The sequence below is a fragment of the Bradyrhizobium sp. CER78 genome (genome assembly GCF_029846235.1).
GTDB lineage: Bacteria > Pseudomonadota > Alphaproteobacteria > Rhizobiales > Xanthobacteraceae > Bradyrhizobium.
On record NZ_JARVWP010000016.1, the window covers coordinates 153,918 to 179,683 of the forward strand.

Consider the following 25,766-nt stretch of genomic DNA (forward strand, 5'->3'; position numbering starts at 1 on the left):
GAGGCGAGGGCGGATGTTGGTCGGAGACCGCGAAACTGACGGAAGGCAGGCTGGTCGCATCGGTGCGCGGGACGAGCTGTGTCCCGGGCGCGCGGCGGCCGTCTGCACTGGCGTGGAAGTGGGGCTGCTTGCCGACAGGGCGCTTCGCGATCGCGCCGCGGGCCAGGTCGTCGCCGTGTTCGAACGGTCGTTCTATGCCGTGATCGACGGGATCTGGATCTGCGTTGGACGGACCGGTATCGGATCGGGTCCCTTGCACGTGCTCGGCGACTTTCGATGGCCGCGACTAGTGGTCGGAGATCCCGTGCGGGTCGCGGACTCCATGCTGTGGGTCGCGGGGACGCCGCTCGCGGAGCTGGCCGGGCGCTCCGTCTGGGCGCCGCACGCAGCACCACACTGGTCGACGGGCAGCCTGCGACGCGGCCTCGACGGGGTCAATGCGGTGTGGGGCGGAGTGCTGACTTCCGAAGGCCTCGCCGTCGCCGGGTCCGGACGGGTGCCGAGCGATGCTTCTCCCCTCGTTCGGGCTGCCATGCCCGGTCTTGCGGCTCTCGCGCAAGTCGTGGCCGGCTCGGATGGTGATGCGGATCAGAGCCTCTCGCTCGGCAGCTTGATTGGTCTCGGGCCGGGACTTACGCCGTCCGGCGATGACCTGATCGGCGGTGCGCTGATTGCGCTGGCTGCGCTGGGGCGGATCGAACGTCGCGATGCATTGTGGGAACAATGCCGCGCGCTGCTCGACGGCACCAATGACATCAGCCGAATCCATTTACGCGCGGCGGCGCTGGGTTACGGTGCGGCAGCGCTACACGCCGCCATTCATGCAACGATGAGCGGCGAGGGCGCCGGATTTCGTCGCGCACTCACAGCGCTCTCGGCGATCGGGCATACATCCGGACTGGATGCATTCGCGGGCAGTTTGATCGTCCTTCGCCATGAACTTCGCGGACGATGACGCCGTCGCCGATCAAAATTTCGAGTTCTCCCAAACTGCTCCGAACGAAGTTCGGAGCATTTTTTTAGCTGAATTCCCTTCGCACCGAAGATTTCGCATTTCCCGAGAATCCGGTCTTGACTAAGTAAGTGTTTTCTTATTAGCTCGACAAAACGAAAACGAACGTTAGGGCGGAGACGATGACGGATCAGGATAGGCCGCAGTATCAGCAGTTGCTGGCGCGCAAGGTCGAGGTCGTGAATGTCGGGCTTGAGGGGTTCGTGAAGGACCTCCGCGACTGCGACATCGGCGTCGTTCACGTCGACTGGAAGCCGTCGGCGGGCGGCGATCCGCAGATGGCGGCCCTGCTCGCGAAGCTCGGTGTGTGAGGGCGCACCGATGAAACTGATCGAAGACGCAAACCAGCAAGCGCTCACCCGGATCCTCGAAGGAGAGCCGCGGCTGATCGACATCGTTCCCGCCCGTCAATTGATCCCGGGCCTGCGCGAGCGGATGATCCTCCACGCCGGACCGCCGATCTCCTGGGACCGGATGTGCGGCCCGATGCGCGGCGCGGTCGCCGGCGCCATCGTGTTCGAGGGATGGGCAAAGGATCTGCCGACCGCGACCAAGCTCGCCGCCAGCGGCGAGATCGAATTCCACCCGAACCACCATTTCGGGGCGGTCGGCCCGATGACCGGCATGACGACGATGTCGATGCCGCTGTTCGTGGTCGAGAACGCGCGCTTCTCCAACCGCGCCTATTGCGCGATCAACGAGGGGCTCGGCAAGGTCATGCGCTTCGGCGGCAACGACGCGAGCGTGCTGAAGCGGCTCGCCTGGTTGCGCGACGTGTTCGGGCCGACGCTGGGCAAGGCGATCCGCGCCGCCGGCGGCGTCGACCTGAAGTCGATCGTTGCGCGGGGCCTGTCGATGGGCGACGAGTTGCATCAGCGCAATCTCGCCTGCTCGAGTGTTTTCCTGCGCGAGATCGCGCCCTGGATGGCGCGCACCTCGACCGACAACGCCGTCCTCGCCGAATGCCTCGCGTTCATCGGGCAGAACGATCAGTTCTTCCTCAACATCGCGATGGCGATGGGCAAGGCGATCACCGATCCTGCCAACGGCATTCGCGGTTCGACCATCGTCACCACCATGTGCCGCAACGGCACCGATTTCGGTATCCGCGTCAGCGGGCTCGGCGAGCAATGGTTCACCGCGCCGGTCGAAATGCCGGAAGGGCTGTATTTCGCCGGCTATTCCGAGAAGGACGCCAATCCGGACATGGGCGATTCCGCCATCGTCGAGACGATCGGCCTCGGTGGATTTGCGATGGCGGCGGCGCCTGCCGTCGCAGGCTTCGTCGGTGCCGGCGCGCCGTCAGAGGCCGGCAACTTCACCCGCTCGATGGGCGAGATCACGGTCGCGCAGAATCCGGAATGGACCATCGCCGCGATGGACTTCGCGGGCGTGCCGACCGGCATCGATATCCGCCTGGTCGTTGATTCCGGCGTGGTGCCCGTCATCAACACAGGCATCGCGCATCGCGAGCCTGGCATCGGCCAGGTCGGTGCCGGCGTGGTCAAGGCGCCGCTAGCGTGCTTCCAGCAGGCGATCGTCGCGATCGCCAAGGATTTGGGTGTGTCATGAACGTCGTCGTCCTGAACGAGGTCCGCAAGGGATTCTATCTCGACTCGGTCGCGCTGATGCGGCTGTCGCGCGAGGTGGCCGGCTCGCCCGGCGTGATCGAGGCGGCGTTGATGATGGGAACGCCATCGAACGCGGCGATCATGCGCAATGCGGGGCTGCTGGAGGAGGGCACTGCGGTAAAGGGCAACGACCTCGTGATCGCGGTCAAGGCCGAGTCCGAGTCCGCCGCCCGCGAAGCCCTCGACAATGCGATCAAATCGCTCGACAAGCCGAAGACCCAGGGCGAGGCGCAGGCCGCCTGGCGGCCGCACTCGATTGCCGCCGCTGTCAAAGCGAGGCCCGAGATCAATCTTGCGCTGATCTCTGTTCCCGGCGAATTCGCCGCCGCCGAGGCTCGTAAGGCGCTCAATCGCGGCCTGCACGTGCTGATGTTCAGCGACAACGTGTCCCTCGAGGACGAACTGTCGCTCAAGCAGCAGGCGCGGGCGGCCGGCCTCCTGATGATGGGACCGGATTGCGGAACGGCCGTGATCGGCGGCGCGCCGCTGGCATTCGCCAACAAGCTCACGCGCGGCAGGATCGGCATCATCGGCGCGTCGGGTACCGGAACGCAGGAGATCTCGTGCCTGATCTCCGAAGCTGGCGCGGGGATCTCCCACGCCATCGGGGTCGGCGGGCGCGATCTGAAGAAGGATATCGGCGGTATCACCACGCTGATGGCGATCGATGCATTCGATGCCGATCCGGAAACCGATCACGTGGTGCTGATTTCGAAGCCGCCGCATCCCGATGTCGCCAAGTCCGTCCTCGAGCGGATCGGCAGAAGCAGCAAGTCGTACACCGTGTGCTTCATCGGTGCTTCAGAGGTTCAACTGCCGCCGAACGCCCGCTTCTCGCCGACGCTGAAGGGCGCGGCGGAGCTGGCGCTGGGACACCAGCAGATCGGCGCGGACTTCGACGCGAACGCCGTCGCGTCACGGCTTCCGCGTAACGGTCGGGGCGGCGTCGAGGGCTTGTTCGCCGGCGGAACGCTGTGTGCCGAAGCCCAGGTGATCCTCGCTGCCGCAGGCCGGAAGGTGGCGTCGAACGCCGCTATCCCCGGCGTGCTCAAACTCGGCGTCGAGCCTAGCAGCGGACGCGATCGGCTGATCGACCTCGGCGACGACGAGTATACCCGCGGCCGGCCGCACCCGATGATCGACCCGTCCGTGCGCGATGATGCGTTGCGTGCCGCGCTGAAGAACCGCGATCTCTCGGTGATCCTGCTCGATCTCGTGCTCGGCTATGGCGCGCACGCCGATCCCGCCGAGCATCTGGTGAAGATCGCCGCAGATCGAGGGCCGGATGCACCTGTCTTGGTCGCGTCCGTCGTCGGCACCGAGCAGGATCCGCAGGGGCGCTCTGCGCAGATCAGGAAACTGGAGCAGGCCGGATTCATCGTTGCGCCGTCGAACGCGCAGGCTTGCGAGCTTGCGGTCGCCATCGTCCAGAATGCCGGGAGGTAAGGAAATGCGTACACTCAACGACGTGCCGCGCCGCCTGGTGGTTGCGATCGGCGGCAATGCGGTTCACCCCGAGGATATCAGGGGCACCTCCCAGGAGCAGAAGTCGGTCGCGCAGATCACCGCGGAAGCGCTGCTGCCGCTGGCGCAACTCGACAACGAACTGGTCATCACCCACGGCAACGGCCCGGTGGTCGGCAAGATCATGATGCGCCAGATGCTGACGATGAGCCGGATTCCGCCGATGGACATGGACATCTGCGTCGCGCACAGCCAGGGCGGCATCGGCTATCTCCTGATGCAGGCGATCGAGAATGCGCTGCGCGAACAGGGCAACCAGCGACATGTGGCAAGCCTGCTGACCCAGGTCGAGGTGGACAGTGACGATCCCGCGTTCAAGAATCCGACCAAGTTCGTCGGGCCGTTCTTCTCCGAGGACGAGGCCAAGAAGATCAGCGCCGAGCTCAATTGGGCGATGCGCGAGGATTCAGGGCGCGGCTGGCGTCACGTCGTGCCGTCGCCGAAGCCCAAGCATGTCTGCGACATCTCGCTGGTCGACGCATTGGTCAAGCGGGGGACGATCGTCATCGCGGGAGGCGGCGGCGGCGTTCCCGTGGTCCGTGATGCAAAGGGCGTGCGCACCGGCGTGCCGGCGGTGATCGACAAGGATCTGACATCGGCGCACATCGCAAACGTGCTGGGCATCGAGGAGTTGCTGATCCTGACCGCCGTCCCGCGCGTCGCAGTGAATTTCGGCAAGCCGAACAAGCGGGACCTGGATCAGGTCAGCCTCGAGGAGATCAAGGCTTACCACCGCGAAGGACATTTTCCTCCCGGAAGCATGGGACCCAAGGTCGATGCGGCGATCCGGTTTCTCGAGGGCGGGGGAAAGCGGGCGATCATCAGTCACCTCGATTGCGCCATGGCGGCGCTGCGGGGCGAGACCGGGACGCACGTCGTTCAGTAAGCACCGGGATTGGCGCTTGGGCGGGACATCCACCTGCGCCAATCCGTATCGAGTGTCGAGCAAGATGGCGGTTCGATCTTCATGGCCGCAATAGCGCCCGCGCTCACCGAGCAGAAGCAGTTGAGACGCCGGATCGGCGCCTCAACCGATCAGGCAATCGAGCTGGCCGCCGGCTGAAGCTCAAGCATAAGACCAACAAGCAGCCTGCGGGATTCAAGGGAACGACAGGGCCATGGCCATCCAATCCAGCATTAAGGCGAACCTGTACAAGGATTCCGTGTCGTTGATGCGGGTCTCGCAGGTCACGGTCGCGCGGACCGGCGTGCAGCGGGTCACGCTGCTGATGGGAACGCGCAGCAACAAGGAATTCCTGCAGCAGGCCGGGCTGATGAGCCCGGCGCTCGAGAGCGCCAAGCCTGGCGATATCATGATCGTTGTGGCGGACGATGCGCCCGAAAAGCGCGCAGCCGCGGAGCAGGAGATTCACTCCTTGATCGTCGGTGAAGAACCGAAGGGCGGATCGGCTGAAGCGGCGGCGGAAGCACCGCCGCGCTCGATCTCCCGCGGCGTCGCGATTGCCGATCACGCCGACCTCGCATTGATCTCGGTGCCGGGCCCCTACGCCGCGGCGGAAGCGTTGAAGGCGCTGCGGCGGGGTCTGAACGTGCTGCTGTTCAGCGACAACGTGCCGATCGAGCAGGAGCAGGCCATCAAGCGCGTCGCGGCGCAAAAGGGGCTGCTGGTGATGGGGCCGGATTGCGGCACGGCGATCATCAACGGCGTGCCGCTTGGATTTGCCAACGTCGTTCGGCGGGGCGCGATCGGGCTCGTCGGCGCATCAGGCACCGGTCTGCAAGAGGTGATGTGCCAGATCCATCGTCATGGCCAGGGCATCTCGCAGGCCATCGGCACCGGCAGCCACGACGTTTCCAGCGAGGTCGGCGGCATCACCATGTTGCAGGGCCTTGAGCTGCTGGCGGCAGATGCGCAGACCAAGGTCGTCGCCATCGTCTCCAAGCCTCCTGCGCGCGATGTGCAAAGGCGGGTGATCGAGCGCGCCGGCGCGATCGGAAAGCCGGTCGTGATCTGCTTCCTCGGCGGCGAGCCGGCCGCATCTGCCGGCAATGTTCACCGCACGTCGTCGCTCGAGGAGACGGCGCGACAGGCCGTCGCGCTTGCGGGAGCACGTCAGCCCGGAGGTGACGAGCAGTCCATCGAAGCGTTGGCAACGCGGATTTGTGCGTCGCTGGCGCCGTCGCAGCGCTACCTGCGCGGTCTCTATTCGGGAGGAACGTTCTGCTCGGAGGCTCAGACCATTTGGCGCGCGGCGGGCCTTCGGGTCCGGTCGAACGCGCCGCTTGCGGGCGCGGATCATCTCGCCGATGTGGAAGCGAGCCAAGGACACACCGCGATCGATCTCGGCAGTGATGAATTCACGGTGGGACGGCCGCATCCGATGATCGACTATGGCGTGCGGATCGAGCGGCTGCTGAAGGAAGCAGACGATCCGACTGTCGCCTGCATCGTGCTGGACGTCGTGCTCGGCTACGGCAGTCATCCCAATCCCGCAGAGATCCTGGCTCCGGCGATCCGCCGGGCGAAGGCCGCCTCGCGCGGGCAGGGGCGGGAGCTTCCGGTGATCTGCTTCGTCTGCGGCACCGACGCCGATCCGCAATCCTTCGAGACCCAGAAGGCCATGCTGGCGGACGCCGGCGCGGAGCTTGTCGGCAGCAGCACGGGCGTAGCGCGTGCCGCGCAAGCCATCGCGAGCCGCATGGAAGCGGACGACAACGCCACGGGGCGTCGCGTGATGCAAGGTGGAGAACGATGATGAATGCAGCCCCTTCCGCGCTCCAGAACAAGACATCCGTCATCAGCCTCGGCGCCTCCGACCTCGATCGCGGTGTCGAAAGCAGCGGTGCGCCGCTGGTGCGTCTGCAGTGGCAGCCGGTCGGCGACGGAAGTCCCGAGGTCGCCTGGAGCCTCGCGCAACTGGTCGGCGATACCACCGATGCGGACTGCTTGGGATCGCGGATCGATCGCGCCAATGCGGAGGTGCTCGAGCGGATCCTGACCGCGCAGCCGGTCTGGGTCGACATCGCGGCACATGCATCCGAGGTTTGGCCGGACATGGGCCGGACGTTGCTCCATGCCGGTCCGCCGATCGCCTGGAACGACATGTGCGGCCCGATGAAAGGGGCGGTGGTCGGCGCAATCCTCTATGAGAACTGGGCGACGAGCCCGCGAGAGGCCGAGCAACTCGCCGCGTCCGGCAGCATCCGCTTCGCGCCGTGCCATGAATTCGGCGCGGTCGGGCCGATGACCGGGATCATCTCGCCCTCGATGCCGCTGTTCGTGGTGCAGAACAAGACCTCCGGCAATCGCGCCTATGCGCCGATGATGGAATCCGGCGGCGCCAAGACTTTGCGTTTCGGCGCGTTCGCGCCCGAGGTGATCGAAGGCCTCAAGCTCATCGAGACTGTGCTGGCGCCATGTCTGAAGGCCGCGGTCACCGGCATCGACGGCGGGTTGCCGTTGAAGCCGCTGATGTCGCAGTCGCTGCACATGGGCGACGACGTCCACAATCGCAACACGGCCGCGACCCTGCTGTTGTATCGCGCCGTCACGGAATCGCTGCTCAAGTCCTCGATCTCGCGCGATCTGGTTCACGAGACGCTGCGGACGATCGGGGCCGACGACATGTTCTTCCTGAGCCTGTCGATGGCGGCGTGCAAGGCGACCATGGACGCGGCGCACGGCGTGCCGTTCAGCAGCATCGTCACGGCGATGGCGCGCAACGGCGTCAATGTCGGCATCAGGGTCAGCGGACTGGACGGGCAATGGTTTGTCGGTCCGGCCGATATTCCGGTCGGCCTGTTCCTGCCCGGTTTCAGCGAGGCCGATGCCAATCCCGATATCGGCGACAGCGCGATCACCGAGACCGCGGGACTCGGCGCGTTCGCGATGGCAGCGGCTCCGGCGATGGTCCAATTCGTCGGCGGCACGCCGCAGGACGCCCTGCGCTATTCGCGCGAGATGGCGCACGTCACGATCGGTCGCAACCCCGGCTTCACTCTGCCGATGCTCGACTTCATCGGAGCTCCGGTCGGCATCGACGTCCGCAGGGTAGTGGACGAGAGCATGCGGCCGGTCATCAACACCGCAACGGCGCACAAGGAGCCGGGCATGGGGATCATCGGCGCCGGCGTCGTGCAGGCCCCGATGAAGTGCTTCGTCGACGCCGTCGGCGCGCTGGCGACGATTGGCGTGAGATGACGCGGCTTCGATTCTAAGGAAGACGGCGCGGCCGCGCCGCCGATACAAAAATGCCGCAACAAAGAGTGCGGCGACACCGGGAACGAACAGGAGGAAACACATGAGCGCTACCCGTCGTGCATTTCTGCAAACTGGCCTGCTCTCGGCAGCCTTTATCGGTTCATCGGGCCGGCTTGCCTTCGCCGACGATGCGGCGAAGCCGCTCCGCATCGGCATTCTCATTCCGGGGTCGCGGGCCGACCATGGCTGGATGGAGTCGGCCTACAACGGCATGAAGGCGGCCGAGCAACGCCACGGCAACAAGGTCGTGATCACGTCGATCGAGAACGTCAAGTTCGCCGACATGGAGCAGGCGCTCGTCACGCTCGCGACCAAGAACGACATGGTGATCGGCGCCGCGGGGCAGACCCAGGCGTCGGTGCTCAAGGTCGCGAAGCGCTTCCCGAAGGTGAAGTTCTCCATCGTCGGCCCGACCGGACAGCCGACCGAAAACGTCGCGCAGTACGACGTGCTGCAGGCCCAGATCGGCTTCATTGCCGGTGCCGTCGCCGCGATGATGTCGAAGAACGGTGCGGTGAGCTATGTCGGCGGCCTTGAAATTCCGGCCATCGTCAACACCGGTACGGAGTTCGCCAACGGCGCCAAGCACGTCAAGCCGGATACCAAATGCTTCGTGACCTACACCGGCGACTTTGACGACGTCGCCAAGGCGAAGGAAGCAACCCTTGCCGCGATCGCGCAGGGCGCCGACGTGCACTACAACATCCTCAATCTCGGCGTACGCGGCATGGAGCAGGCGGCGCGCGAGAAGGGCACCAAGATGATCGGGAGCTATACCAACTACTGCACCGACAACAACCCGCTCTACATCGCCTACACGGTCAGCGGCATCGGCTTCATGGTCGAATACGCCATCGACCAGGCCGTCGCCGGAACGTGGCACCCGGAATACAAGCAGTTCGGCCTCGCCATGGGGCCACGTTCGGCCGACATCGAGATCTGCACCGGAGCAACGCCCGAGATCCAGGCCAAGATCAAGGAGCTGAAGGACGACCTGCTGTCGAACAAGATCAAAGTCAAGGTGGGCTGACCGTGGCTGTTCTCGAACTGTCTGGCTTGACCAAGCGCTTCGGGGCCTTCACCGCGCTCGACGACATTTCGCTGCAGATCGAGCGCGGCGAGGTGCATTGCCTGCTTGGCGAGAACGGTGCCGGCAAATCGACATTGTGCAACCTGGTGTTCGGGGTGCATCGGCCTGATGCCGGCACGATGACGCTGGGCGGAGAGCCGTTCCACCCCCGCGGCCCGGCGGAAGCGCTGCAGCGCGGTGTCGTGATGGTGCACCAGCATTTCAGCCTGGTGCCCAACATGAGCGTGGCCGAGAACCTGATGCTTGGCCGGGCCAGTGCGGTGCTGAAGCCGCAGGACATCATCGTGCGGATGGAGCAACTCGCGGCGGAGTACGGGCTCGAGATCGATCCCGAAGCGCGCATCGAGGACCTCTCGGTCGGTGAGCGGCAGCGGGTCGAGATCATCAAGTGCCTGCTCGGCGATCCGCAACTGCTCGTGCTCGACGAGCCGACGGCCGTTCTGCAGCCGGACGAGATCGACGCGCTGCTGGCGATCTGCCGCCAGGTGGCGCTGCGCGGAAAATCCGTGATCCTGGTGACGCACAAGCTCGGCGAAATCAGCCGGGTCGCCGATCGCACCACGGTGCTGCGGCAGGGCCGCATCATCGAGACCGTCGCGATGGAGGGCGCCGACATCCGGTCGCTGGTGCGCTCCATGGTCGGCCGCGACGTGCAGTCGGCGGGCTCGGTGCTCGCCGCGGCAGTCGACATTGAAGGCAAGACGCCGGCGAAACCCTCAAGCGCTGCTGGTCCGGCGTCGCCGGGCGAGGCGGTGCTGCAGATCTCGGACCTCGTGTATCGCGACCCGCATGGCGTGCCGAGGCTCGACGGTTTGAGCCTCACGGTCGGCACCGGCGAGATCGTCGGGATCGCGGGCGTCGAGGGCAACGGCCAGACCGAGCTCGGGCTGATCCTGGCCGGGCTCGCCGCGCCGAGCGCGGGCGCGATCGTGGTCGGCGGAACGTCGGTCGGCGGTTGCTCGCCGCAGGAGATCACGGACGCGGGCGTCGGCATCGTTCCCGAGGATCGCCATGCGGTCGCCTGCATCAAGGAATTGTCGGTGGCCGAGAACCTTTATCTCGGCGCGATCGGAAAATTCAGCCGCTTCGGCCTGCTCGACAAGTCGGCGCGACGCAAGGCGGCGGAGGCGATGATGCGCGACTTCGACGTGCGGGCGAGCAGCCCGGATGTTTCGATGGCTAGCCTTTCCGGTGGCAATCAGCAGAAGGCGGTGCTTGCACGCGAGCTGTCGCTCGATCCGCTGGTGTTCCTGCTCGCGGCACAGCCGACGCGCGGGCTCGACGTCGGCGCGATCGAGGCCGTCTACAACCGCATCCGGGCCGCGCGCGATGACGGCCTCGGGGTGCTTCTGATCTCCAGCGAGCTCGAGGAGCTGATGGCGGTGTCGGATCGGATCGCGGTGATCTACCGCGGAAAGCTGGTTGGCGAGCTCGCCGCCGGGTCGTTCAGCCGTGAGGCGATCGGGGCGATGATGTCGGGGCACGCACATGTCTAGGTTGGCCATGGTCATGAAGAATCCGAAGCTCGCGCGGGTCGCGCAGGGCGCGAGACTCGAGCTCGTGCCGTTGCAGGTCCTGGTGCCAGTGGTATCGACCATTATCGCGCTCGGCATTGGCCTCATCATCATCGCTGCGACAGGTGCCTCTGTCGTCGAGGCGATCGAAGCCTTCTGGGACGGCATGGCGGGAAGCGATTTCAACATCGGCGCGTCGATCAATCGCGCCATCAGCCTCGCGCTGGTCGGTCTCGGCTTCATCTTTGCCAGCCGTGCCAATTTGACCAATGTGGGAGGCGAGGGGCAGATCGCGATGGGTGGCATGTTCGCAACCGCAGCGGCTCTGCATGGCGCCGGCGGCTTGCCGCTGGGACTGGCGTTCATCGTGCCGCTCGTTGCCGGAACCCTCGCCGGAGCCGTCTGGGGCGGCCTTGCGGGCGTTCTCAAGTCGGCCCGCGGCACTAACGAGGTGATCAGCACATTATTGTTGAGCTTCATCGCGTTGCCGCTGGTGTACTGGTCCGTCGAGTCCTTCCACCTGCTGCGCAAGCCGATCAGCGATGTGTCGTCGCTGCCGGAATCGGCGGAGATTCCGGACTCGACCAAGCTGCCCCTGCTGTTCCCGGACAATGGATCTCCGCTCCATATCGGATTGCTGATTGCGGCGATTGCGGTCGTCGTGGTGTGGCTGGTGCTCAAGCACAGCTCGCTCGGCCTGCGGCTGCGCGCCGTCGGCCTGAATGCGATGGCCTCCCGCCGTGCGGGGATGCGGACGAGCTTCTACGTGATCCTGGCCATGACGGTGTCCGGAGGCCTGGGCGGTCTCGGCGGCGCGATCATGATCCTCGGCCAGCAATTCTACCTGACGAGCGATTTCTCGTCGGGCTACGGATTCGACGGCCTGGTCGTCGGCCTGCTGTCGCGCGGCTCGGCCGTCGGCGTCGTGATCGGCGCGTTGCTGTTCGGATTCCTGCGATCGGGATCGATCAACATGGAGATTTCGGCGCACGTCCCGTCGGCCGTCGTGCTGATCTGCCAGGGCCTGATCGTCATCATCATTGCAGGTTCCGCGATCCTCACCAACCGAAAGGTGACCCGATGATTGACGAACAAATGGCCGTGTTCATCGGCTCCGGACTTCGCCTCGCGGTCCCGATCATTTTTGCCGCAACCGGCGAGATGCTGAGCGAGCGCGCCGGCGTGCTCAATCTGAGCCTCGACGGCATGATGCTGATGTCGGCTTTCACGGCGGCGCTGGCATCGTGGGCGACCGGCTCGCCGCTCATTGGTGTCGCGGCCGGCGTGTTGGTCGCGACTGCGGTTGCCGCGGTCCAGGCCGTGCTGAGCGTGACGTTGCGCGCCAATCAACTGGTCGTCGGAATCGGGTTCAACATCCTGGCGCTGGGGACAACGACGTTTCTCTACCGCGAGATCTTCGGGCCGCTGTCGCGCGATCCGATTCCCGGCTTCGCGCAGCTCAATCTGCCGTGGCTCCCACGTATCCCGGTGATCGGGCCGGCGTTGGCGAACCAGACCGGCCTTGCCTATGTCAGCATCCTGATGGTCGTCGTGACCTGGTTGATCCTGAAGTACACGTCGTTCGGGCTGGCGGTGCGGGCGGTCGGCGAAGATCCGCGCGCCGCGGACAAGGCCGGCATCAGCGTGGCGAAGACCCGTTATCTCGGTGTGCTCTACGCCGGCATCCTTGCGGGCCTTGGTGGTGCGTTCATGTCGGTTGCGGACAGCAATACGTTCACCGAGAACATGACCAAGGGCGCGGGCTATCTCGCGATCACGGCCGTGATCTTCGGCGGCTGGAATCCCTGGTACACGCTGGCGGCGTGCCTGCTGTTCGGCTTTGCGACCGCGCTGCAATTCCTGGTGCCGGCGCTGCAACTCGATGTGCCGGTCGCGTTGCTGTTGTTGCTGCCGTATCTGCTGGCGCTGGTCGCCATCGCGGGCCTCGTCGGAAAGAGCAGACAGCCCTCGGCGCTGACCATTCCGTTCGAACGGGGCGGCTGATCGCAACGGACTTCAAGAAAGCATAAGCAAAGGGAGGAAAGTCCAATGACGAGTTCCACGTTAGCGAAAGCCGCGGAGTCCGCTGCGTCCAGCGCCGCCAATCCTCTTGGGTCCGCTCCCGGCTACAAATGGCTGGTCGATGACAACAACGTCAACATGGCGATGGCGCCGCCGCCGCCCCGCGTGGTGACGATCGACGCGCAGCCCCAGACGGTGACTGTCGATCTGCACCGCACCGTCCTCATCGTCGTCGACATGCAGAACGATTTCTGCGCCAAGGGCGGATGGGTCGACCATCTCGGCCTCGATCACACGCCGGATCGGGCGCCGATCGAGCCGCTGCAGAAGCTGCTTCCGGTATTGAGGAATGCCGGCGTGCACGTCATCTGGCTGAACTGGGGCAATCGGCCGGATCTGAAGAACATGGCGCCCAACCAGCTCCATTTGTACAAGCCGAAGGGCACTGGCATCGGTCTTGGCGAGCCGTTGCCGGGCAGCGGCGCGCGCGTGTTGCAGAAGGACAGCTGGGCCGCGGCCGTTGTCGATGAGTTGAAACAGGAACCCGAGGACATTCACGTCGACAAATACCGGATTAGCGGCTTCTGGGACACGCCGCTGGACAGCATTCTGCGCAATCTCGGCACCAAGACCATCCTGTTTGCCGGCGTCAACACCGATCAATGCGTGCTGCATTCGCTCACGGATGCGAACTTCCTGGGCTATGGCTGCCTGCTGGTCGAGGATTGCTGCGCGACGACTTCGCCGGGCTTTTGTGTTGAAGCAACCCTGTTCAACGTCAAGAAATGCTTCGGCTTCGTGACGCATTCGTCTGACGTCATCGGTGCCGTTCAGGAGCATATCCAGCAGCACCGGTGACACCCCGGGCAAGTCGTGGCTTCGTGATCCCGGCGGGCGTGCCCACGCTAGGTTTGCGAAGCCGCGTTCGATCCTTGTCTGCCTGATCCCAGGCGTGGTTCCGTCCCAGCCAGCAGCCGCTGAATGTTGGCGCGATGGCGCACGATCACGTAAAGGCCACCTGCGATGACCAGCAGCCGATATGGTAACGGCTGCTCCATGGCGCAGACCAGGGCGATCGCAGCGAGCGCCGCCGACATCGAACTCAGGGACACAATCCGGGAAAACGCCAGCACAACGCCAAAGACGAGGGCTGCGCCCAGGCCGACCGGCCAGGACATAGCCAGCAACACGCCGAGCCCCGTCGCCGCGGATTTCCCGCCGGTAAAATTCAGCCAGATCGAGCGGCTGTGTCCCAACAACACGGCAAGTCCGGCCAGGCAGACCGCCCAGGGCAGCAAGGTTTGCTGGTCAAAGGGTGTCGGTGGCGTGACCGACGGCAACGTATAAAGCCAGGAATAAAACCAGCGGGCAAACGCGATCGCTGCCGCGCCTTTCAGCACATCCACCAGCAGGACCGCCAAGGCGGGCCACTTGCCGAGGGTGCGCAAGACGTTGGTTGCGCCGGTGGATCTGGAGCCGTGCTGGCGGATGTCGATGCCCTTGAGCAGTTTCCCCGCCAGATAGCCCGCGGGCGTAGCACCGAAGAGATAGCCGACCACCAATCCGGCCACGCTTGCTATCCAGAAAACCATAGGCGTCCCTCCGTGCCGTAGTGTCAGGGATGCGTCGTCCGGAGTCTACCTCGGTGCGGCGGCCGAAACCTCGATACGAGAGGTGGATTGCCTTCTTACCCGCTTCAATCCGCTTTGGAATAGGCTGGCCGCGCGATAGATACCGCGATTGACTGGCCGATCGACCGGCCATGCGGCCGCGACGGAGACAGGACACGGAATGACGACACGCTCCAGCGAGATACGACGCCTCTTGCCTGCGGACGCCGCGCTTTATCGCGACATCCGTCTCGAGGCGCTGCGGTTGAGCCCCGAGGCGTTCGGCAGCGCATATGAGACGGAGAGCGTCCATCCCGTTAGCTGGTTCGCCGAGAGGCTGGACCGCGGGGTGGTGATCCTCGGAGCATTTCAGGGCGGTGAACTCGCCGGCATTGTCGGCTTCATTGCGGCTGATGGGCCGAAGCGGCAGCACAAGGGCATGCTGGTCGGGATGTATGTGCGGCAGCAGGCGCGGCGCGCCGGCGTCGGCCGTCTCCTGGTCGAAGCCGCGCTCGAGCTCGCGGCACAATCGGTCGAGCTGGTGCAGCTTGTCGTGGTGAAAGGCAACGAGCCGGCCTTTCGGCTCTATCAGAGCATGGGGTTTGTCGAGTACGGGCTGGAAAGGCACGCGCTGAAGATCGACGGCCGCTACCATGACGACATCCTGATGGCGAAGGATCTGGTCGGGCGGAGCTGACGGCCGCAAATCAAGCGACACATTTCCGACCGGCGATCGCGCTAGCTATGGACACAGCCGAGAAACGCTCGCTCGTCACCTCGCGGGGAAGTCGCCATGCCGAAGATCGATCTGACAAAAGTGCCGGAACGCAAGGGGACCGGCTATCCGGCCGAATTCGCCGCCTCAAGTGCCGAGCGGGTGCGGCAGCGCCTCGGTGATGCCGGCGGGCTCGTCGATTTCGGCGTCAATTTGATGCGGTTGCCGCCGGGCAATTGGTCGAGCCAGCGCCATTGGCATTCCGACGAAGACGAATTCGTCTATGTGCTGGCGGGCGAATTAGTGCTGATCGAGGACGCCGGCGAGACGGTGTTGCGCGCCGGCGATTGTGCGGCGTTTCCGAAAAACTCCGGCAACGGGCATCACATGATCAACCGGTCGCAGATGACGGCGACCTATCTGGAGGTCGGCTCGCGCTCGCGTACCGACGTCATCACCTGCTCCGACATCGACATGATGAGCCCGAGCTCCGATGGCCGCTTCCTGCATAAGGACGGCCGGCCCTACGAATAGACCTGAACCGCAAACCGGTACGAAATCCGGCGTTGCGGATTGGCCCGCGAAGGATCAATCTTCCGGTGAGGGAGCTTTGGTCGCGGGCTATGGCGGAATGGTATTTCATCTGGATTGACGGTCCGCGCGGGCCTGAGCCGCAGAAGTGGTCGTCGGACGCACTGTGGGGGCAGCTTGCGCGCCAGGACATCATCGTCCGTTTTCCCCTGAGCGATCGCGAGGCTGGGTTGTCGCTCGATCAGCTGGCAAGGCTACATCCCGTGCCGCAGTGAGTTGCGCGGCCGGAGAGCGCGGCAGCCTCACACCACGAGCCGTCCTTCGCGATCCGCGACTGTGATCTGCGCTTCCGTCCCCGAATTGAAGTCGAGCCGGTCGGCCTCGATGCCGTCGCTGAAGATCACGCCGTTCTCCGGCATCAGCGAGCGAACGCTGAGGTGCTCGGCACGATCGAGGCTGCCGCAGACCAGCGTGACTTGCGAGGTGCGGCTCGGAAACGGCTCGCGCACCGCAAAGCGCAGCGCGCCGGCATCCCACGCCTGCGGCAGATAGGGCGGGCTGCCGGCGCTGCCGCCAAAGGCGCCGGCGATTGCAAGCGAGCCGGTGACGATGCTCTTGAACCAGGCGGTCGAGCCGAGCCCGGTCGCGACGATCAGGCCGCTCGAGGACTGCCGCTCCCTCTGCTCGGCGAGCGCGATCTCGTAGACGGCCGAGGTATGCGTGCGCGCGCCGATGAAGAGGTCGTTGACCGCGTACAGCACCTGGCCGTTGGTCAGCGCGGCCTTGGCCATCGTCACCGCCTTGTGGCCGCGCTTTTCGGCTGCGACCTCGCGCAGCAGGGCAGGGAGGTCGCGCGGCACGAACGGCAACAGGATGCCGTCGTAACGCTTGGCATCTGGGTTGAGCCCGATCAGCGAATGGCCGTCGAGATACTTCATCGTGTTGGCGACGACGCCGTCCTGGCCGAGTGCCACCACGATGTCGGACGGGCCGAAGATGAAGTTCGGCAGGAAACTCCGGTCGATGATCTGGTAGCGGCCCCATTGCTCCAGTGCCTGCACGGTGACGCGGCGCTCAGCCTGATAGACATCGTGCTCGCGCTGGTAGTCGGAGAAGTCGGCGCCGAGATGCTCGACATAGAAGCGCGCCTGCGCCGCCGTCAGATATTTCGCGATCAGCTCCTCGAGCCGCGTCTTGCGGGTGACGAGGACGATCTTGCGGTCATTGTCGGCGGGCACGGAGGGCCTCCACGGCGGCGGGCTTGTCCAAGAGCGTGTTGAGCAGATCGGGCGAGACGTTGAGCTGACCGATCTTCTCGGCCTTTTCGGCAATCCCGCTGAAGGCCTGCGCGATCAGCTGTCCCGGCTGCATGCCGGCTGCGGCCAGCGCCTGGATCACGCGGGTGTCGACGCCCTCGAATATCTTCATCAGCGCACCGACCCGATAGGCTTCGGCATCCGCCAGCGTGCGGGTGTTCTCGGCGTTGAGGCCTACAAAGTCCTTGCGCTTGCTCTCCAGCGTGATGTCGGCGACCATGCCGGCCTCGCGCAGCTCGGCCTGCTTGGCTGCGACGCTCGCTTCGGCGTCCATCTGGGTTTCCCGGATCGAACGCTTCTTCTGCTCGACCGCGATCTCGGTGTCGAGCTCGCTCTCGCGGATGGCGCGTTCCTGCTCCACGGCAAAGTTGCGCCGCGCGAAGATCGCTTCGTCCGCGCTCTTGAGGATCGCCTCGCGCGCCTCGGCCTCCAGCGCCTTGGCAGTGTCGGGCGTCGGCTTCACGCCGCGGATCGAGACGCCGAGGATTTCGAGGCCGAGGGAGGCGATGTCGGCGCGGCCGCGCAGCCCGCCTTCGATCAGCCCGGCGATGCGATCGGCGGCTTGCAGGGCTTCCTTCAAGGTCAGCTCCTTCACGGCCTGCTGCGCCAGCACCTCGACGGTCGCCAGAATCCGCTGCGGCAGCTTTTCCGGGTCGTCGGACTCATAGGTCTTGCCGTCGGCCTTGAGGGTGAAGTTCAGCATCGCGGCGGCCTTTTGCGGCTCGCTGATCCGGTATGTGACATGGCCCTGAATGGTCAGCGCCTGAAAGTCGCGCGCGATCTGCTGGAAGATGAAGGCGGCGTCGCGGCTGCCGATCGGCACCGCGACCCACGATGTAACCGGCCCATAGTAGAAGCCGGACAGGCCGGCGCCCTGCTGGGTCACCGCGCCGCCGCGGTATTTCATGAGGTAGGTGGTCGGCTGGGCCTTGATGAAGCGGAGACCGAACATGGCGTGCACTCCTGAGTAAGTGTGGCTGAACAACTAAGTTAGTTGGACTGTACAACTAAGTATGTTATTGTCAAGCCGGGACGCGAAAAGGTTCACGGCACCGGAGCGTTTTCAAACGAAGTGGACGCCGGTTCGCGTGAAGAATGCGCGTCACAGGAAGCTCCAAGGAGGCGGGGAGAGCATGCCCGAGAGACCGGAACTCGACTTTCCGCGGCCGCTGACGACGGTCGACGTCGTCATCTTCGCCATCAGGTCAGACGCGCTTCAGGTCCTGCTGGTTCAGCGGCCAAGAGCGGAAACCGAACCGTTTCCAGGGGTTTGGGCGCTGCCCGGGGGCTTTGTCGATATCGCCGGCGACCGCGATCTCGAAGCCTGCGCGGTGCGCAAGCTGAAGGACAAGACCGGGGTGGTCAGCCCGTATCTGGAGCAGCTCGGCAGCTGGGGCAGTGCCACGCGGGATCCGCGCGGTTGGTCTGCGACGCACGCCTATTTCGCATTGTTGCCGGAGCACGCCGCGGGAGGCGCGCTCGCCGCGGATGCGCAGTGGTTCGCGGTCGAGGGCGAGAAAGTGCGGCCGAAACTTGCCTTCGATCATGCCGAGATCCTGCACGCGGCGGTGCAGCGCTTGCGCAGCAAGGTCGAGTACACCTCGCTGCCCGCCTATCTGATGCCGCCGGAATTCACGCTGCCGGAATTGCAGCGGACCTTTGAGATCGTGCTCGATCGTCCGTTGGAGAAGAGTGCCTTCCGCACCCGCATGCTCGCCGCCGACCTGATCGAGCCGGTCGCCAGGATGCGCAAGGGGCCGAATCGGCCGGCGCAGCTCTACCGGTTGAAGAAGGCGAGGGCGCCGGTGTTCTTCGCGCGCACGTTCAATCCGCCGGGGTAAACGTCATACCGACAGATCGAAGCCAGGCGTCGTAATGTCGGAGAGGAACGCGGCGAGAAACATCTTGCCGAGCACGTGCTTGGCCGCGGGTGTGCCGATCCTGATCCGGCCGGCGCGGGCGGCCTCCGCGAACTCGGCAAGTGTCGGCGCTGCGAGGCTCGTGTCGGCGATGGTGCGCGGCGCCGTCGCGGATGCGCTGAACAGCACGCTGGCGTAATAGAGCCGGGTGAGGGCGCGGACCAACCGCAGCCGCGCGCGCAGCGCCTCGTCGAGCGGGCGGACGAGCCAGGCGCGATGCAGAATGTCTTCCAGCTCCGGCGTCCGTGCGATGCTGTCGCTAACGATGGCGATGTCGACCAGCGGGTCGGTGCGGTAGGCGGATTCCCAGTCGATCATCCAGAGCCTGTTGCCGTCGAACAGGATGTTGGCGGGCAGCGAATCGTTGTGGCTCGACACCGAGTTCGCCTCATCCCAGGCATAGGCCGCACGGATGCGTTCGAGATGCTCGTTGCTTTGGTCGAGCATGCCGGGCGCGAACAACTCGGTGCGACAGACATGAGCCCACAGCCGCGTCACAATATCGGGATAGCGCACGAAGGCGGGAAAGGTCGGTGTCGCCTGCAGGCGCGACAGCAATTCGCCAAGCGCCTTTGCCAGCGCCGGCAGGCCGCCGGGATAGCGGCCGAGCGGCTGCCGCTGTACAAAGTCCATCACCGCGATGCGCGACGTCTCGTTCACATAATAGAGTCGCGGGGCGATGCCGGCGCTCGCGGCAATCCCGAGCGAAACATATTGATACGGATTGCGCAGCGGGCTCGGCGCGCCTTCGATTCGCAGCAAATAGTTCCCGCCGCCGGCATCGATCCGGAACAACCGCGCTGCCGTGGCGCCGCCGGAGACGGATGTCACGGCGTCGATCGTTTGCGTGCCGATCACCTCACGCAGTGCGGCATTTGCTGCATCGCGCTCGGCAGGCGAAAGTGTATCGAGAGCACTCATGCGCAAAGAGTTAGCATGACCGCTATGCGCGCCGAAATCGCATTGATGCAGGGTTCCCGATCTTCAATCGCTGGCCGCGTGCGGCGAAGCGTGAAACAATGCTGCGAAAATCATGTCGGGAGAAAACTTGATGCCGTTCGAGCGGGGGTTGCATTGCGCCGTTGCGTGCAGAAACATTAAGTGCAACTCCGTCAAGTATGGGTCTTGGATCGCGTTGCCATTATTCTGCCTGATCAGCACGTTCGGAGTGATGCGTAACGCCGTCGCGAACGAATCCTTGGCAATTGTGGATGCGCGCGTAGCGGCGGTCGACAAAGCGGGCGGGGATCTTCCCTTGACGATGACGATCAAGAACGAGGCCGACAGCGCCGATGCGCTGCTCCGTGTCCGCTGCCCGGTCGCGAATTTTTCCGAGCGGCACACCGTCGATCGCGGCGAAGGCGCGCCTGCCATGCGATCGATATCCAATATACCAGTCCCGGCCAAGGGAACACTCGAGCTGAAGCGCGACGGCTATCACGTGATGCTGCTGCAGCTGCGTCAGGCGCTCACGCCGGGCGAGACGTTCAAATGCGCGGTCGTTTTCCAGAAAGCAGGCACCATCGAGACGGAGGTACAGGTCCAGAAGTGACCGCAGGATAAGTGAATAAAGAAGGCGGCGGATGGCACAGCCATGCGCCGGGACTCAGGGCTTCTCGCGAGATTGTCCGTATGTGACGGGCGGTTCGATCAATGAAGAATGCTAGATCCGGAGGAAATGCATCTATGACAAGGTTGAATTGGGTAAAGTCTCATATGCTCGCGGCGGCGGTAGCATCCGCTGCGACCCTCGCGGGCTCGTTCGCGCTCGCCGAAGATGTCAGCCAGGACCGTCTGCTCAACGCTGACAAGGAAGCAGGCAACTGGCTGCACCATCACAAGAACTATTCGGCGACCCGCTTCTCGTCGCTGGCGGATATCAACAAGGACAACATCAAGAATCTGAAGGTCGCCTGGACCATGCATCTCGGCGGCGTCGAGGGCGGCGGAATCTGGGCGCATGGCGGCCTGGAGGGAACTCCGATCGTCGAGAACGGATTCATGTACGTCACCGACGGCTGGGGCTCGGTCTATAAGATCGATGCGCATGGCGGCAAAGGCGTGCTGGTCTGGAAGATGGATCCCAAGACCGACCACGACTGGGCCGGCGCGGTCGCCTGCTGCGGCGTCGACAATCGCGGCGTCGCATTGTGGAACAACCTCGTCATCTCGCACACGCTCGACGGCCGCCTGATCGCGACCAACAAGGAAACCGGGCAGGTCGCCTGGCAGCGTCAGGTCGCCGATCCCGACAAGGGTGAGGTGATCACCGGCGCACCTTTGATCGTCAAGGACAAGGCGATATCAGGCGTAGCCGGCGCGGAATACGGCATTCGCGGCTGGATCGCTGCGACCGACCTGAACAGCCAGAAGGAAGTCTGGCGCACCCACACCATCCCGGGCAAGGACGAGCCGGGTGCGGAGACCTGGAAGGACGACAAGAACGCCAAGGCGAGCGGCGGCGGTTCAACCTGGGTCACCGGCAGCTATGACCCCTCGACCAACACCATCGTTTGGGGCGTCGGCAATCCCGGACCGGACTGGGACAATGAATACCGGCCCGGCGACAATCTCTACACCGACTCGTCGCTTGGTCTCGATGCCGACACCGGCAAGATCAAGTGGCACTACCAGCACACGCCGAACGACCCCTACGACTATGACAGCGTGGCGGAGAACGTGCTGGTCGACGTCCCCGGTCCGAACAACACGACGCTGAAGCTCGCGCTCGAGGCCGACCGCAACGGCTTTGCCTATGCGATCGATCGCAACAGCGGCAAGTTCGTCTGGGGTCTGCCCTTCGTCAAGAAGGTGACCTGGACCAAGGGTCTCGATCCCGAGTCCGGCAAGCCGGTGGAATATGATCCGAAGCAAGGCGTGCAGAAGTACAACGCCTCGGTCACGCCGAGCCGCACCAACAAGGAAACGGATATCTGCCCCGGCAACATGGGCGGCAAGAACTGGCCGCCGACCGCGTATAATCCGAACCTGAAGCTCTGGTACATTCCCGTCATCGAAAGCTGCAACCACATCAAGGTCGAGGAGATGACGCCGGACAAGGTCAAGGCGCGCGAGTTCTTCACCGGCGGCGGGCCGAGCCAGAACGTCAAGATAACGGGCAGCGTGACCGCGATCGACGTCACCACCGGCAAGGTGGCGGGGAAGGCGGAGACCCAGTTCCCGAACCTCGGCGGCATCCTGGCGACGCCCGATCTCGTGTTCTCCGGACAGCCATCCGGTGAGCTGATCGCCTATGACGCGAAGTCGTTGCAGAAGCTGTGGGAGTTCAACACCGGCGGCGGTCTCAACGCGCCCCCGATGACGTTCTCGGTCGACGGCAAGCAGTATGTCGCGGTCCTGGTCGGCCTCGGCGGTGCCTGGGACAAGTGGTTCATCGACGCAACGCCCGAGCTGAAGCGGATGCAGCCGGGCTCGATGCTCTACGTGTTCGCCCTTTGACGTCGCACGCGCGGGAGGCTTCCGACCGGAGCCTCCCGCGTAATTTTGGTTCAGAGAAACAAAAACAAATGAAGCACAACTGGCTGGTTGGCGCGTGGCTCGGCTGCGCGCTCGTGATGGGATTTATTGGCACGGCGCATGCGCAGTCGGCGAGCGATCCGACCGATGCGGGCAAGGCGGTGTTCAAGCGCGGCAATTGCATGGGCTGCCACAAATGGCACGGCAATGGCGGCGGCGGCTATGGCGGCGACGCGCTGTCGCTGCGCAAGACCGAGCTGACGAAGGAGCAGATCATCGAGACCGTGACGTGCGGGCGGCCGGGCACCGGCATGCCGTTCTTCGTGCGCGGCTCCTACGACACCACGAAATGCTACGAGATGAGCCGGCAGGATGTCGCCGACCGCATGCCGCCGGAGGCGAACGTGTTCCTGCGGCCGAACGAGATCGAGGCCGTCGCGGATTATGTGCTCGCCCACGTCAAGGGCAAGGGTGAGCCGAACTATGACGAGTGCATCGCCTTCTTCGGCGACGGCTCGCGCGTCTGCAATATCTACAAGGAGGCCGGCCATGCCGCCGCGCCGTCCGACCAGAGCGAGAAGAAGCCATGAGCAAGCAGAGATCGGCAATCCGCGGATTGGTCTTCGCCGCCACCGTGACGGCAGCCGTGCCGGCGATGGCGACGGCGGGAGACCTGCGCGACATCAATGTCGGAATGGAGATCAGCAAAGTTCCCGATGCGGGATACATCAACCTGACCTGCGCCGGAGAGAAGACCACCGACAGATTGGCGGAATGGGCGCAATGGTCGAACTGCCCGGAAGGGCCGGACCAGTTGCGCGGTATTCGCTTTGAGTATGATCGCGAGACTGCGCGGGAAGGCACCATGGTCGCCGGCCATCCGGCGATCCTGACCGTGATGATCGACAAGGACGCCAGGATCGCGGCGCTGACCATCGAGACCGATCCGAAGGCGCGGCTCTATCTGCGCAAGAAGGCGTTCCTGCTCGGCCTGCAGGCGAAGTCGCGCTACGGCGAGGACGGCTGGAGCTGCTCGGAGGCGAAGCCGGGCGGCGACAGACTGGAGGTCGGCGGGGTATTCGTCGATGAAAAATGCAGCAAGACCACCGATGGCCGTACCGTCGATATCGAACGTCACCTCTACCGTGAGCCGAACAAGGAGCTCAAGGACATGACCGACGAGACCCGAATCACGATCCGCCGCGCCGGGTCGTAACGAGTTGGGGTGGTGCCGGGCTAGAGTGCAATGAGATAGGGCTGAATCGCAGTCGCAAAGGTGGTGCGCTCCCTCTCCCGCTTGCGGGGGAAGGCTGGGGTGGGGGCTCTCTCCGCGAGTCGCATTGAGGAGAGAGCCCCCACCCGCCGCGCTGCGCGCGTCGGCCTCCCCCGCAGGCGGGAGAGGCGAAGCGAATCCGCGGACAGGCTGCTTTAACCAAATCTCATCGTGCTAATGCCGCGCCAGTAGCACCACGATCACCAGAGCAAGGATGGCGCACAGCACTTTCCAGAAGGTCACGGGATCGCGGTCGTGCAGCGATTTGCGGGTGGTGACGGCGGGGCCGGCCCAGGTCGCGCCGTTCTCCAGTTCGTGCGCGAACTCGATCGCATCGCCGAAGCGTTGTGCCGGCTCGACGCTGAGCGCCTTGCCGATCACGGCATCGAGCCAGGCCGGCAGGTCCGGGCGATAGCGTGACAGCGGCGCGGGCTTGCCGAAGCGCGGCCGCGAGAACGGCTCGATCTCGCCGAACGGATAGTTCGCGGTGAACATGCGGTAGACGGTGACGCCGAGCGCGAACAGGTCGGAGGCCTCATCGCCGGCCTTGCCGCCGAACAGTTCGGGCGCCATGTAGCTTGCCGTGCCTGGAATATCTTCGGCGGGAAAATCCTCCAGCAACGGCACGCGCGCGACGCCGAGATCGACGAGCCGCAACCCGCCGTCTTTCAGCAGGATCACATTGTCCGGCTTGATGTCGCGATGGATGATGCCGGCGCGGTGCAGCGCCGTGACCGCGCGCACCAGCTTGGTCGCGATCGCGATGCCCTCGGTCAGCGACAGCCGCGGCGCCCGCTTGAGCCTTTCCTCCAGCGTTTCGCCCTCGTAGAGCGGCATCGCCGAATAGAGCCGGGTCTGCCGCTCCGCCGGCACCTCGATGATCTCGCCGATCCACAGGCTGCGCACCCGTGCGGCGACCCAGGCCTCGCGCACGAAGGCGAGGCGGTAGGAGCCTTCGCTGGCAACCCGCGGATGCGGAAATTTCAGCACGACGTCGCGGCCGGCGCGCTTGTCGGTCGCCTTGAACAAACGGCTGTAACGCCCGTCGGACAGCACGTCAGAGAGCGCGAAATCGTCGATCACCTCGCCGCTTTGCGGCAGGTCGAGGATCGGCAGCGTTGCGATCGCGTGGGTGAGATCGCCGCGATCCGCTGGCGGCAAGTCGACGACGTCGAGCACCAGCGCGGTCGTATTGTCGCTGCTGCCGGCCGCAAGCGCGGCATCGACGATGCTGCGCGCCGATTCGTCGGGCGGCGTGCGCTCCTCCAGCAATTGCTGGAGGCGGCCATCGTCGAGCGCGCCGTGAACCCCGTCACTGCAGATCAGGAGACGGTCATGTTGCCGGAGCCCGACCGACGTGTAATCGAAGCGGGCGAACTCCTCGAAACCGATGGCGCGGTTCAGCATATGCGCAAGGTCGCCGCGGCCGGCGATATGGTCCTGCGTCAGTCGCTCCAGCCGTCCCTCGCTCAGGCGGTAGGCGCGGGTGTCGCCGATATGGATCACATGGCATTGCCGCCGCGACAGGATGATCGAGGAAAACGCGCAGGCCATGCCGCTGCGCGCGGCATCGACACGGCCCTGGCCATAGATCCAGCTGTTGGCGGCTTCCAGCGCCCGCGCGGCGCGGCGGCGGACGCCGAGCGTCTCGGGCAGCGAATAATAAGCGTCGATGAAGCTGCGGACCGCGACCTCTGCGGCCTCGCGTCCGCCCTTGTGGCCGCCGACGCCGTCGGCGACCGCGGCCACGACATCGCGGTGAAGCGTGCCCGGCTGGCCGAGGCAGGCCGCGACATAGTCCTCATTGGCGGCGCGCTTGCCGGTCTCGCTGGCGAAGCCTAAGCGAACGCCGAGATCCCTTTGCAGGTCTCGCTGCAAATGCCGTTGCGCGCCGTTCGCCACGTCCGAGC

At 64.9% G+C, this 25,766-nt stretch carries 25 protein-coding genes; 20 read left to right on the top strand and 5 right to left on the bottom strand.

The features are described 5' to 3' along the window. Window positions 1-13 precede the first annotated feature (13 nt). The 12 genes from QDT69_RS28810 to QDT69_RS28865 all read left to right on the top strand — a co-directional run bounded on the left by QDT69_RS28810 (window position 14) and on the right by QDT69_RS28865 (window position 13,873). A complete protein-coding gene (locus QDT69_RS28810) occupies window positions 14-955 on the top strand; it encodes a DUF2877 domain-containing protein (protein ID WP_279709845.1) in 942 nt (313 codons plus the stop codon). A gap of 179 nt (window positions 956-1,134) precedes the next feature. After that, window positions 1,135-1,323: a hypothetical protein gene (locus QDT69_RS28815; RefSeq protein WP_050420843.1), complete on the top strand. Its 189-nt coding sequence runs from the start codon at window positions 1,135-1,137 to the stop codon at window positions 1,321-1,323. 10 nt (window positions 1,324-1,333) lie between these two features. Then, entirely contained in the window at window positions 1,334-2,584 is a 1,251-nt protein-coding gene (locus tag QDT69_RS28820; RefSeq protein ID WP_279709846.1) for a DUF1116 domain-containing protein, read from the top strand. Beyond that, window positions 2,581-4,089, top strand: a complete 1,509-nt coding sequence (gene fdrA, locus QDT69_RS28825) for an acyl-CoA synthetase FdrA (protein WP_279709847.1) — start codon at window positions 2,581-2,583, stop codon at window positions 4,087-4,089. Before QDT69_RS28820 ends, fdrA (QDT69_RS28825) begins: the two co-directional genes overlap by 4 nt. A gap of 4 nt (window positions 4,090-4,093) precedes the next feature. After that, the gene (gene arcC / locus QDT69_RS28830; RefSeq protein ID WP_279709848.1) at window positions 4,094-5,053 is read left to right on the top strand and encodes a carbamate kinase; all 960 of its coding nucleotides are present in this window, start codon (window positions 4,094-4,096) and stop codon (window positions 5,051-5,053) included. A gap of 232 nt (window positions 5,054-5,285) precedes the next feature. After that, window positions 5,286-6,884, top strand: coding sequence for an acyl-CoA synthetase FdrA (fdrA, locus tag QDT69_RS28835; RefSeq protein ID WP_279709849.1), 1,599 nt, complete (start codon window positions 5,286-5,288; stop codon window positions 6,882-6,884). Beyond that, window positions 6,884-8,329 carry a DUF1116 domain-containing protein gene (locus tag QDT69_RS28840; RefSeq protein WP_279709850.1) on the top strand — a complete coding sequence of 482 codons (1,446 nt, stop codon included), beginning with the start codon at window positions 6,884-6,886 and terminating at the stop codon, window positions 8,327-8,329. The genes fdrA (QDT69_RS28835) and QDT69_RS28840 overlap by 1 nt, the downstream gene beginning before the upstream one ends. Window positions 8,330-8,429: 100 nt before the next feature. Next, entirely contained in the window at window positions 8,430-9,419 is a 990-nt protein-coding gene (locus QDT69_RS28845; RefSeq protein ID WP_279709851.1) for a BMP family protein, read from the top strand. 2 nt (window positions 9,420-9,421) lie between these two features. Then, window positions 9,422-10,975, top strand: a complete 1,554-nt coding sequence (locus tag QDT69_RS28850) for an ABC transporter ATP-binding protein (RefSeq protein ID WP_279709852.1) — start codon at window positions 9,422-9,424, stop codon at window positions 10,973-10,975. Continuing rightward, on the top strand, window positions 10,968-12,077 hold the full coding sequence (locus QDT69_RS28855; protein WP_279709853.1) for an ABC transporter permease: 1,110 nt from the start codon (window positions 10,968-10,970) through the stop codon (window positions 12,075-12,077). The genes QDT69_RS28850 and QDT69_RS28855 overlap by 8 nt, the downstream gene beginning before the upstream one ends. Next, window positions 12,074-12,997 carry an ABC transporter permease gene (locus QDT69_RS28860; protein ID WP_279709854.1) on the top strand — a complete coding sequence of 308 codons (924 nt, stop codon included), beginning with the start codon at window positions 12,074-12,076 and terminating at the stop codon, window positions 12,995-12,997. The genes QDT69_RS28855 and QDT69_RS28860 overlap by 4 nt, the downstream gene beginning before the upstream one ends. A gap of 45 nt (window positions 12,998-13,042) precedes the next feature. Next, the gene (locus QDT69_RS28865) at window positions 13,043-13,873 is read left to right on the top strand and encodes a cysteine hydrolase family protein (protein WP_279709855.1); all 831 of its coding nucleotides are present in this window, start codon (window positions 13,043-13,045) and stop codon (window positions 13,871-13,873) included. 47 nt (window positions 13,874-13,920) lie between these two features. Here the strand turns inward: QDT69_RS28865 and plsY are convergent, their stop codons facing one another. Continuing rightward, a complete protein-coding gene (gene plsY / locus QDT69_RS28870) occupies window positions 13,921-14,607 on the bottom strand; it encodes a glycerol-3-phosphate 1-O-acyltransferase PlsY (protein WP_279709856.1) in 687 nt (228 codons plus the stop codon). A gap of 199 nt (window positions 14,608-14,806) precedes the next feature. Between plsY and QDT69_RS28875 the strand changes: the two genes are divergently transcribed. From QDT69_RS28875 to QDT69_RS28885, 3 genes are all read left to right on the top strand, one after another. Further along, on the top strand, window positions 14,807-15,322 hold the full coding sequence (locus tag QDT69_RS28875; protein ID WP_279709857.1) for a GNAT family N-acetyltransferase: 516 nt from the start codon (window positions 14,807-14,809) through the stop codon (window positions 15,320-15,322). Between the two features lie 96 nt (window positions 15,323-15,418). Continuing rightward, window positions 15,419-15,874 carry a cupin domain-containing protein gene (locus QDT69_RS28880; protein WP_279709858.1) on the top strand — a complete coding sequence of 152 codons (456 nt, stop codon included), beginning with the start codon at window positions 15,419-15,421 and terminating at the stop codon, window positions 15,872-15,874. 89 nt (window positions 15,875-15,963) lie between these two features. Continuing rightward, window positions 15,964-16,146, top strand: coding sequence for a hypothetical protein (locus QDT69_RS28885; RefSeq protein WP_279709860.1), 183 nt, complete (start codon window positions 15,964-15,966; stop codon window positions 16,144-16,146). 27 nt (window positions 16,147-16,173) lie between these two features. Here QDT69_RS28885 and QDT69_RS28890 read toward each other — a convergent pair whose 3' ends face one another. Together QDT69_RS28890 and QDT69_RS28895 are read right to left on the bottom strand one after the other, a co-directional pair. Beyond that, the gene (locus QDT69_RS28890; RefSeq protein WP_279709861.1) at window positions 16,174-17,109 is read right to left on the bottom strand and encodes a sugar kinase; all 936 of its coding nucleotides are present in this window, start codon (window positions 17,107-17,109) and stop codon (window positions 16,174-16,176) included. Further along, complete coding sequence (locus QDT69_RS28895) at window positions 17,093-18,139, bottom strand: SPFH domain-containing protein (RefSeq protein ID WP_279709862.1); 1,047 nt, start codon at window positions 18,137-18,139, stop codon at window positions 17,093-17,095. The genes QDT69_RS28890 and QDT69_RS28895 overlap by 17 nt, the downstream gene beginning before the upstream one ends. Before the next feature lie 181 nt (window positions 18,140-18,320). Here QDT69_RS28895 and QDT69_RS28900 point away from each other — a divergent pair, with 181 nt between their 5' ends. Next, the gene (locus tag QDT69_RS28900) at window positions 18,321-19,028 is read left to right on the top strand and encodes an NUDIX domain-containing protein (protein ID WP_279709863.1); all 708 of its coding nucleotides are present in this window, start codon (window positions 18,321-18,323) and stop codon (window positions 19,026-19,028) included. A 3-nt stretch (window positions 19,029-19,031) separates the two neighbouring features. On the opposite strand, the gene QDT69_RS28905 is transcribed toward QDT69_RS28900, so the two are convergent. Then, window positions 19,032-20,027, bottom strand: coding sequence for a phosphotransferase (locus QDT69_RS28905; protein ID WP_279709864.1), 996 nt, complete (start codon window positions 20,025-20,027; stop codon window positions 19,032-19,034). A 130-nt stretch (window positions 20,028-20,157) separates the two neighbouring features. On the opposite strand from QDT69_RS28905, the gene QDT69_RS28910 reads away from it, so the two are divergent. The 4 genes from QDT69_RS28910 to QDT69_RS28925 all read left to right on the top strand — a co-directional run bounded on the left by QDT69_RS28910 (window position 20,158) and on the right by QDT69_RS28925 (window position 23,799). Further along, entirely contained in the window at window positions 20,158-20,658 is a 501-nt protein-coding gene (locus tag QDT69_RS28910; protein ID WP_279709865.1) for a copper chaperone PCu(A)C, read from the top strand. Window positions 20,659-20,792: 134 nt separating this feature from the next. Beyond that, the gene (locus QDT69_RS28915; protein WP_279709866.1) at window positions 20,793-22,565 is read left to right on the top strand and encodes a PQQ-dependent dehydrogenase, methanol/ethanol family; all 1,773 of its coding nucleotides are present in this window, start codon (window positions 20,793-20,795) and stop codon (window positions 22,563-22,565) included. A 68-nt stretch (window positions 22,566-22,633) separates the two neighbouring features. Next, entirely contained in the window at window positions 22,634-23,173 is a 540-nt protein-coding gene (locus QDT69_RS28920; protein WP_279709867.1) for a c-type cytochrome, read from the top strand. Continuing rightward, complete coding sequence (locus tag QDT69_RS28925) at window positions 23,170-23,799, top strand: hypothetical protein (protein ID WP_279709868.1); 630 nt, start codon at window positions 23,170-23,172, stop codon at window positions 23,797-23,799. The genes QDT69_RS28920 and QDT69_RS28925 overlap by 4 nt, the downstream gene beginning before the upstream one ends. A 231-nt stretch (window positions 23,800-24,030) precedes the next feature. Here QDT69_RS28925 and QDT69_RS28930 read toward each other — a convergent pair whose 3' ends face one another. After that, window positions 24,031-25,758, bottom strand: coding sequence for a bifunctional protein-serine/threonine kinase/phosphatase (locus QDT69_RS28930; RefSeq protein WP_279709869.1), 1,728 nt, complete (start codon window positions 25,756-25,758; stop codon window positions 24,031-24,033). Between the last annotated feature and the right edge of the window lie 8 nt (window positions 25,759-25,766).

Coding starts and splice junctions, on each gene's coding strand:
- QDT69_RS28815 (WP_050420843.1), top strand. CDS start 1,135: ATGACGGATCAGGATAGGCCGCAGTATCAGCAGTTGCTGGCGCGCAAG.
- QDT69_RS28860 (WP_279709854.1), top strand. CDS start 12,074: ATGATTGACGAACAAATGGCCGTGTTCATCGGCTCCGGACTTCGCCTC.
- QDT69_RS28915 (WP_279709866.1), top strand. CDS start 20,793: ATGACAAGGTTGAATTGGGTAAAGTCTCATATGCTCGCGGCGGCGGTA.
- fdrA (WP_279709849.1), top strand. CDS start 5,286: ATGGCCATCCAATCCAGCATTAAGGCGAACCTGTACAAGGATTCCGTG.
- QDT69_RS28880 (WP_279709858.1), top strand. CDS start 15,419: ATGCCGAAGATCGATCTGACAAAAGTGCCGGAACGCAAGGGGACCGGC.
- QDT69_RS28840 (WP_279709850.1), top strand. CDS start 6,884: ATGAATGCAGCCCCTTCCGCGCTCCAGAACAAGACATCCGTCATCAGC.
- QDT69_RS28855 (WP_279709853.1), top strand. CDS start 10,968: ATGTCTAGGTTGGCCATGGTCATGAAGAATCCGAAGCTCGCGCGGGTC.
- QDT69_RS28885 (WP_279709860.1), top strand. CDS start 15,964: ATGGCGGAATGGTATTTCATCTGGATTGACGGTCCGCGCGGGCCTGAG.
- arcC (WP_279709848.1), top strand. CDS start 4,094: ATGCGTACACTCAACGACGTGCCGCGCCGCCTGGTGGTTGCGATCGGC.
- QDT69_RS28865 (WP_279709855.1), top strand. CDS start 13,043: ATGACGAGTTCCACGTTAGCGAAAGCCGCGGAGTCCGCTGCGTCCAGC.
- QDT69_RS28900 (WP_279709863.1), top strand. CDS start 18,321: ATGCCCGAGAGACCGGAACTCGACTTTCCGCGGCCGCTGACGACGGTC.
- QDT69_RS28905 (WP_279709864.1), bottom strand. CDS start 20,027: ATGAGTGCTCTCGATACACTTTCGCCTGCCGAGCGCGATGCAGCAAAT.
- QDT69_RS28925 (WP_279709868.1), top strand. CDS start 23,170: ATGAGCAAGCAGAGATCGGCAATCCGCGGATTGGTCTTCGCCGCCACC.
- QDT69_RS28920 (WP_279709867.1), top strand. CDS start 22,634: ATGAAGCACAACTGGCTGGTTGGCGCGTGGCTCGGCTGCGCGCTCGTG.
- fdrA (WP_279709847.1), top strand. CDS start 2,581: ATGAACGTCGTCGTCCTGAACGAGGTCCGCAAGGGATTCTATCTCGAC.
- QDT69_RS28895 (WP_279709862.1), bottom strand. CDS start 18,139: ATGTTCGGTCTCCGCTTCATCAAGGCCCAGCCGACCACCTACCTCATG.
- QDT69_RS28845 (WP_279709851.1), top strand. CDS start 8,430: ATGAGCGCTACCCGTCGTGCATTTCTGCAAACTGGCCTGCTCTCGGCA.
- QDT69_RS28910 (WP_279709865.1), top strand. CDS start 20,158: ATGCCGTTCGAGCGGGGGTTGCATTGCGCCGTTGCGTGCAGAAACATT.
- plsY (WP_279709856.1), bottom strand. CDS start 14,607: ATGGTTTTCTGGATAGCAAGCGTGGCCGGATTGGTGGTCGGCTATCTC.
- QDT69_RS28875 (WP_279709857.1), top strand. CDS start 14,807: ATGACGACACGCTCCAGCGAGATACGACGCCTCTTGCCTGCGGACGCC.
- QDT69_RS28820 (WP_279709846.1), top strand. CDS start 1,334: ATGAAACTGATCGAAGACGCAAACCAGCAAGCGCTCACCCGGATCCTC.
- QDT69_RS28810 (WP_279709845.1), top strand. CDS start 14: ATGTTGGTCGGAGACCGCGAAACTGACGGAAGGCAGGCTGGTCGCATC.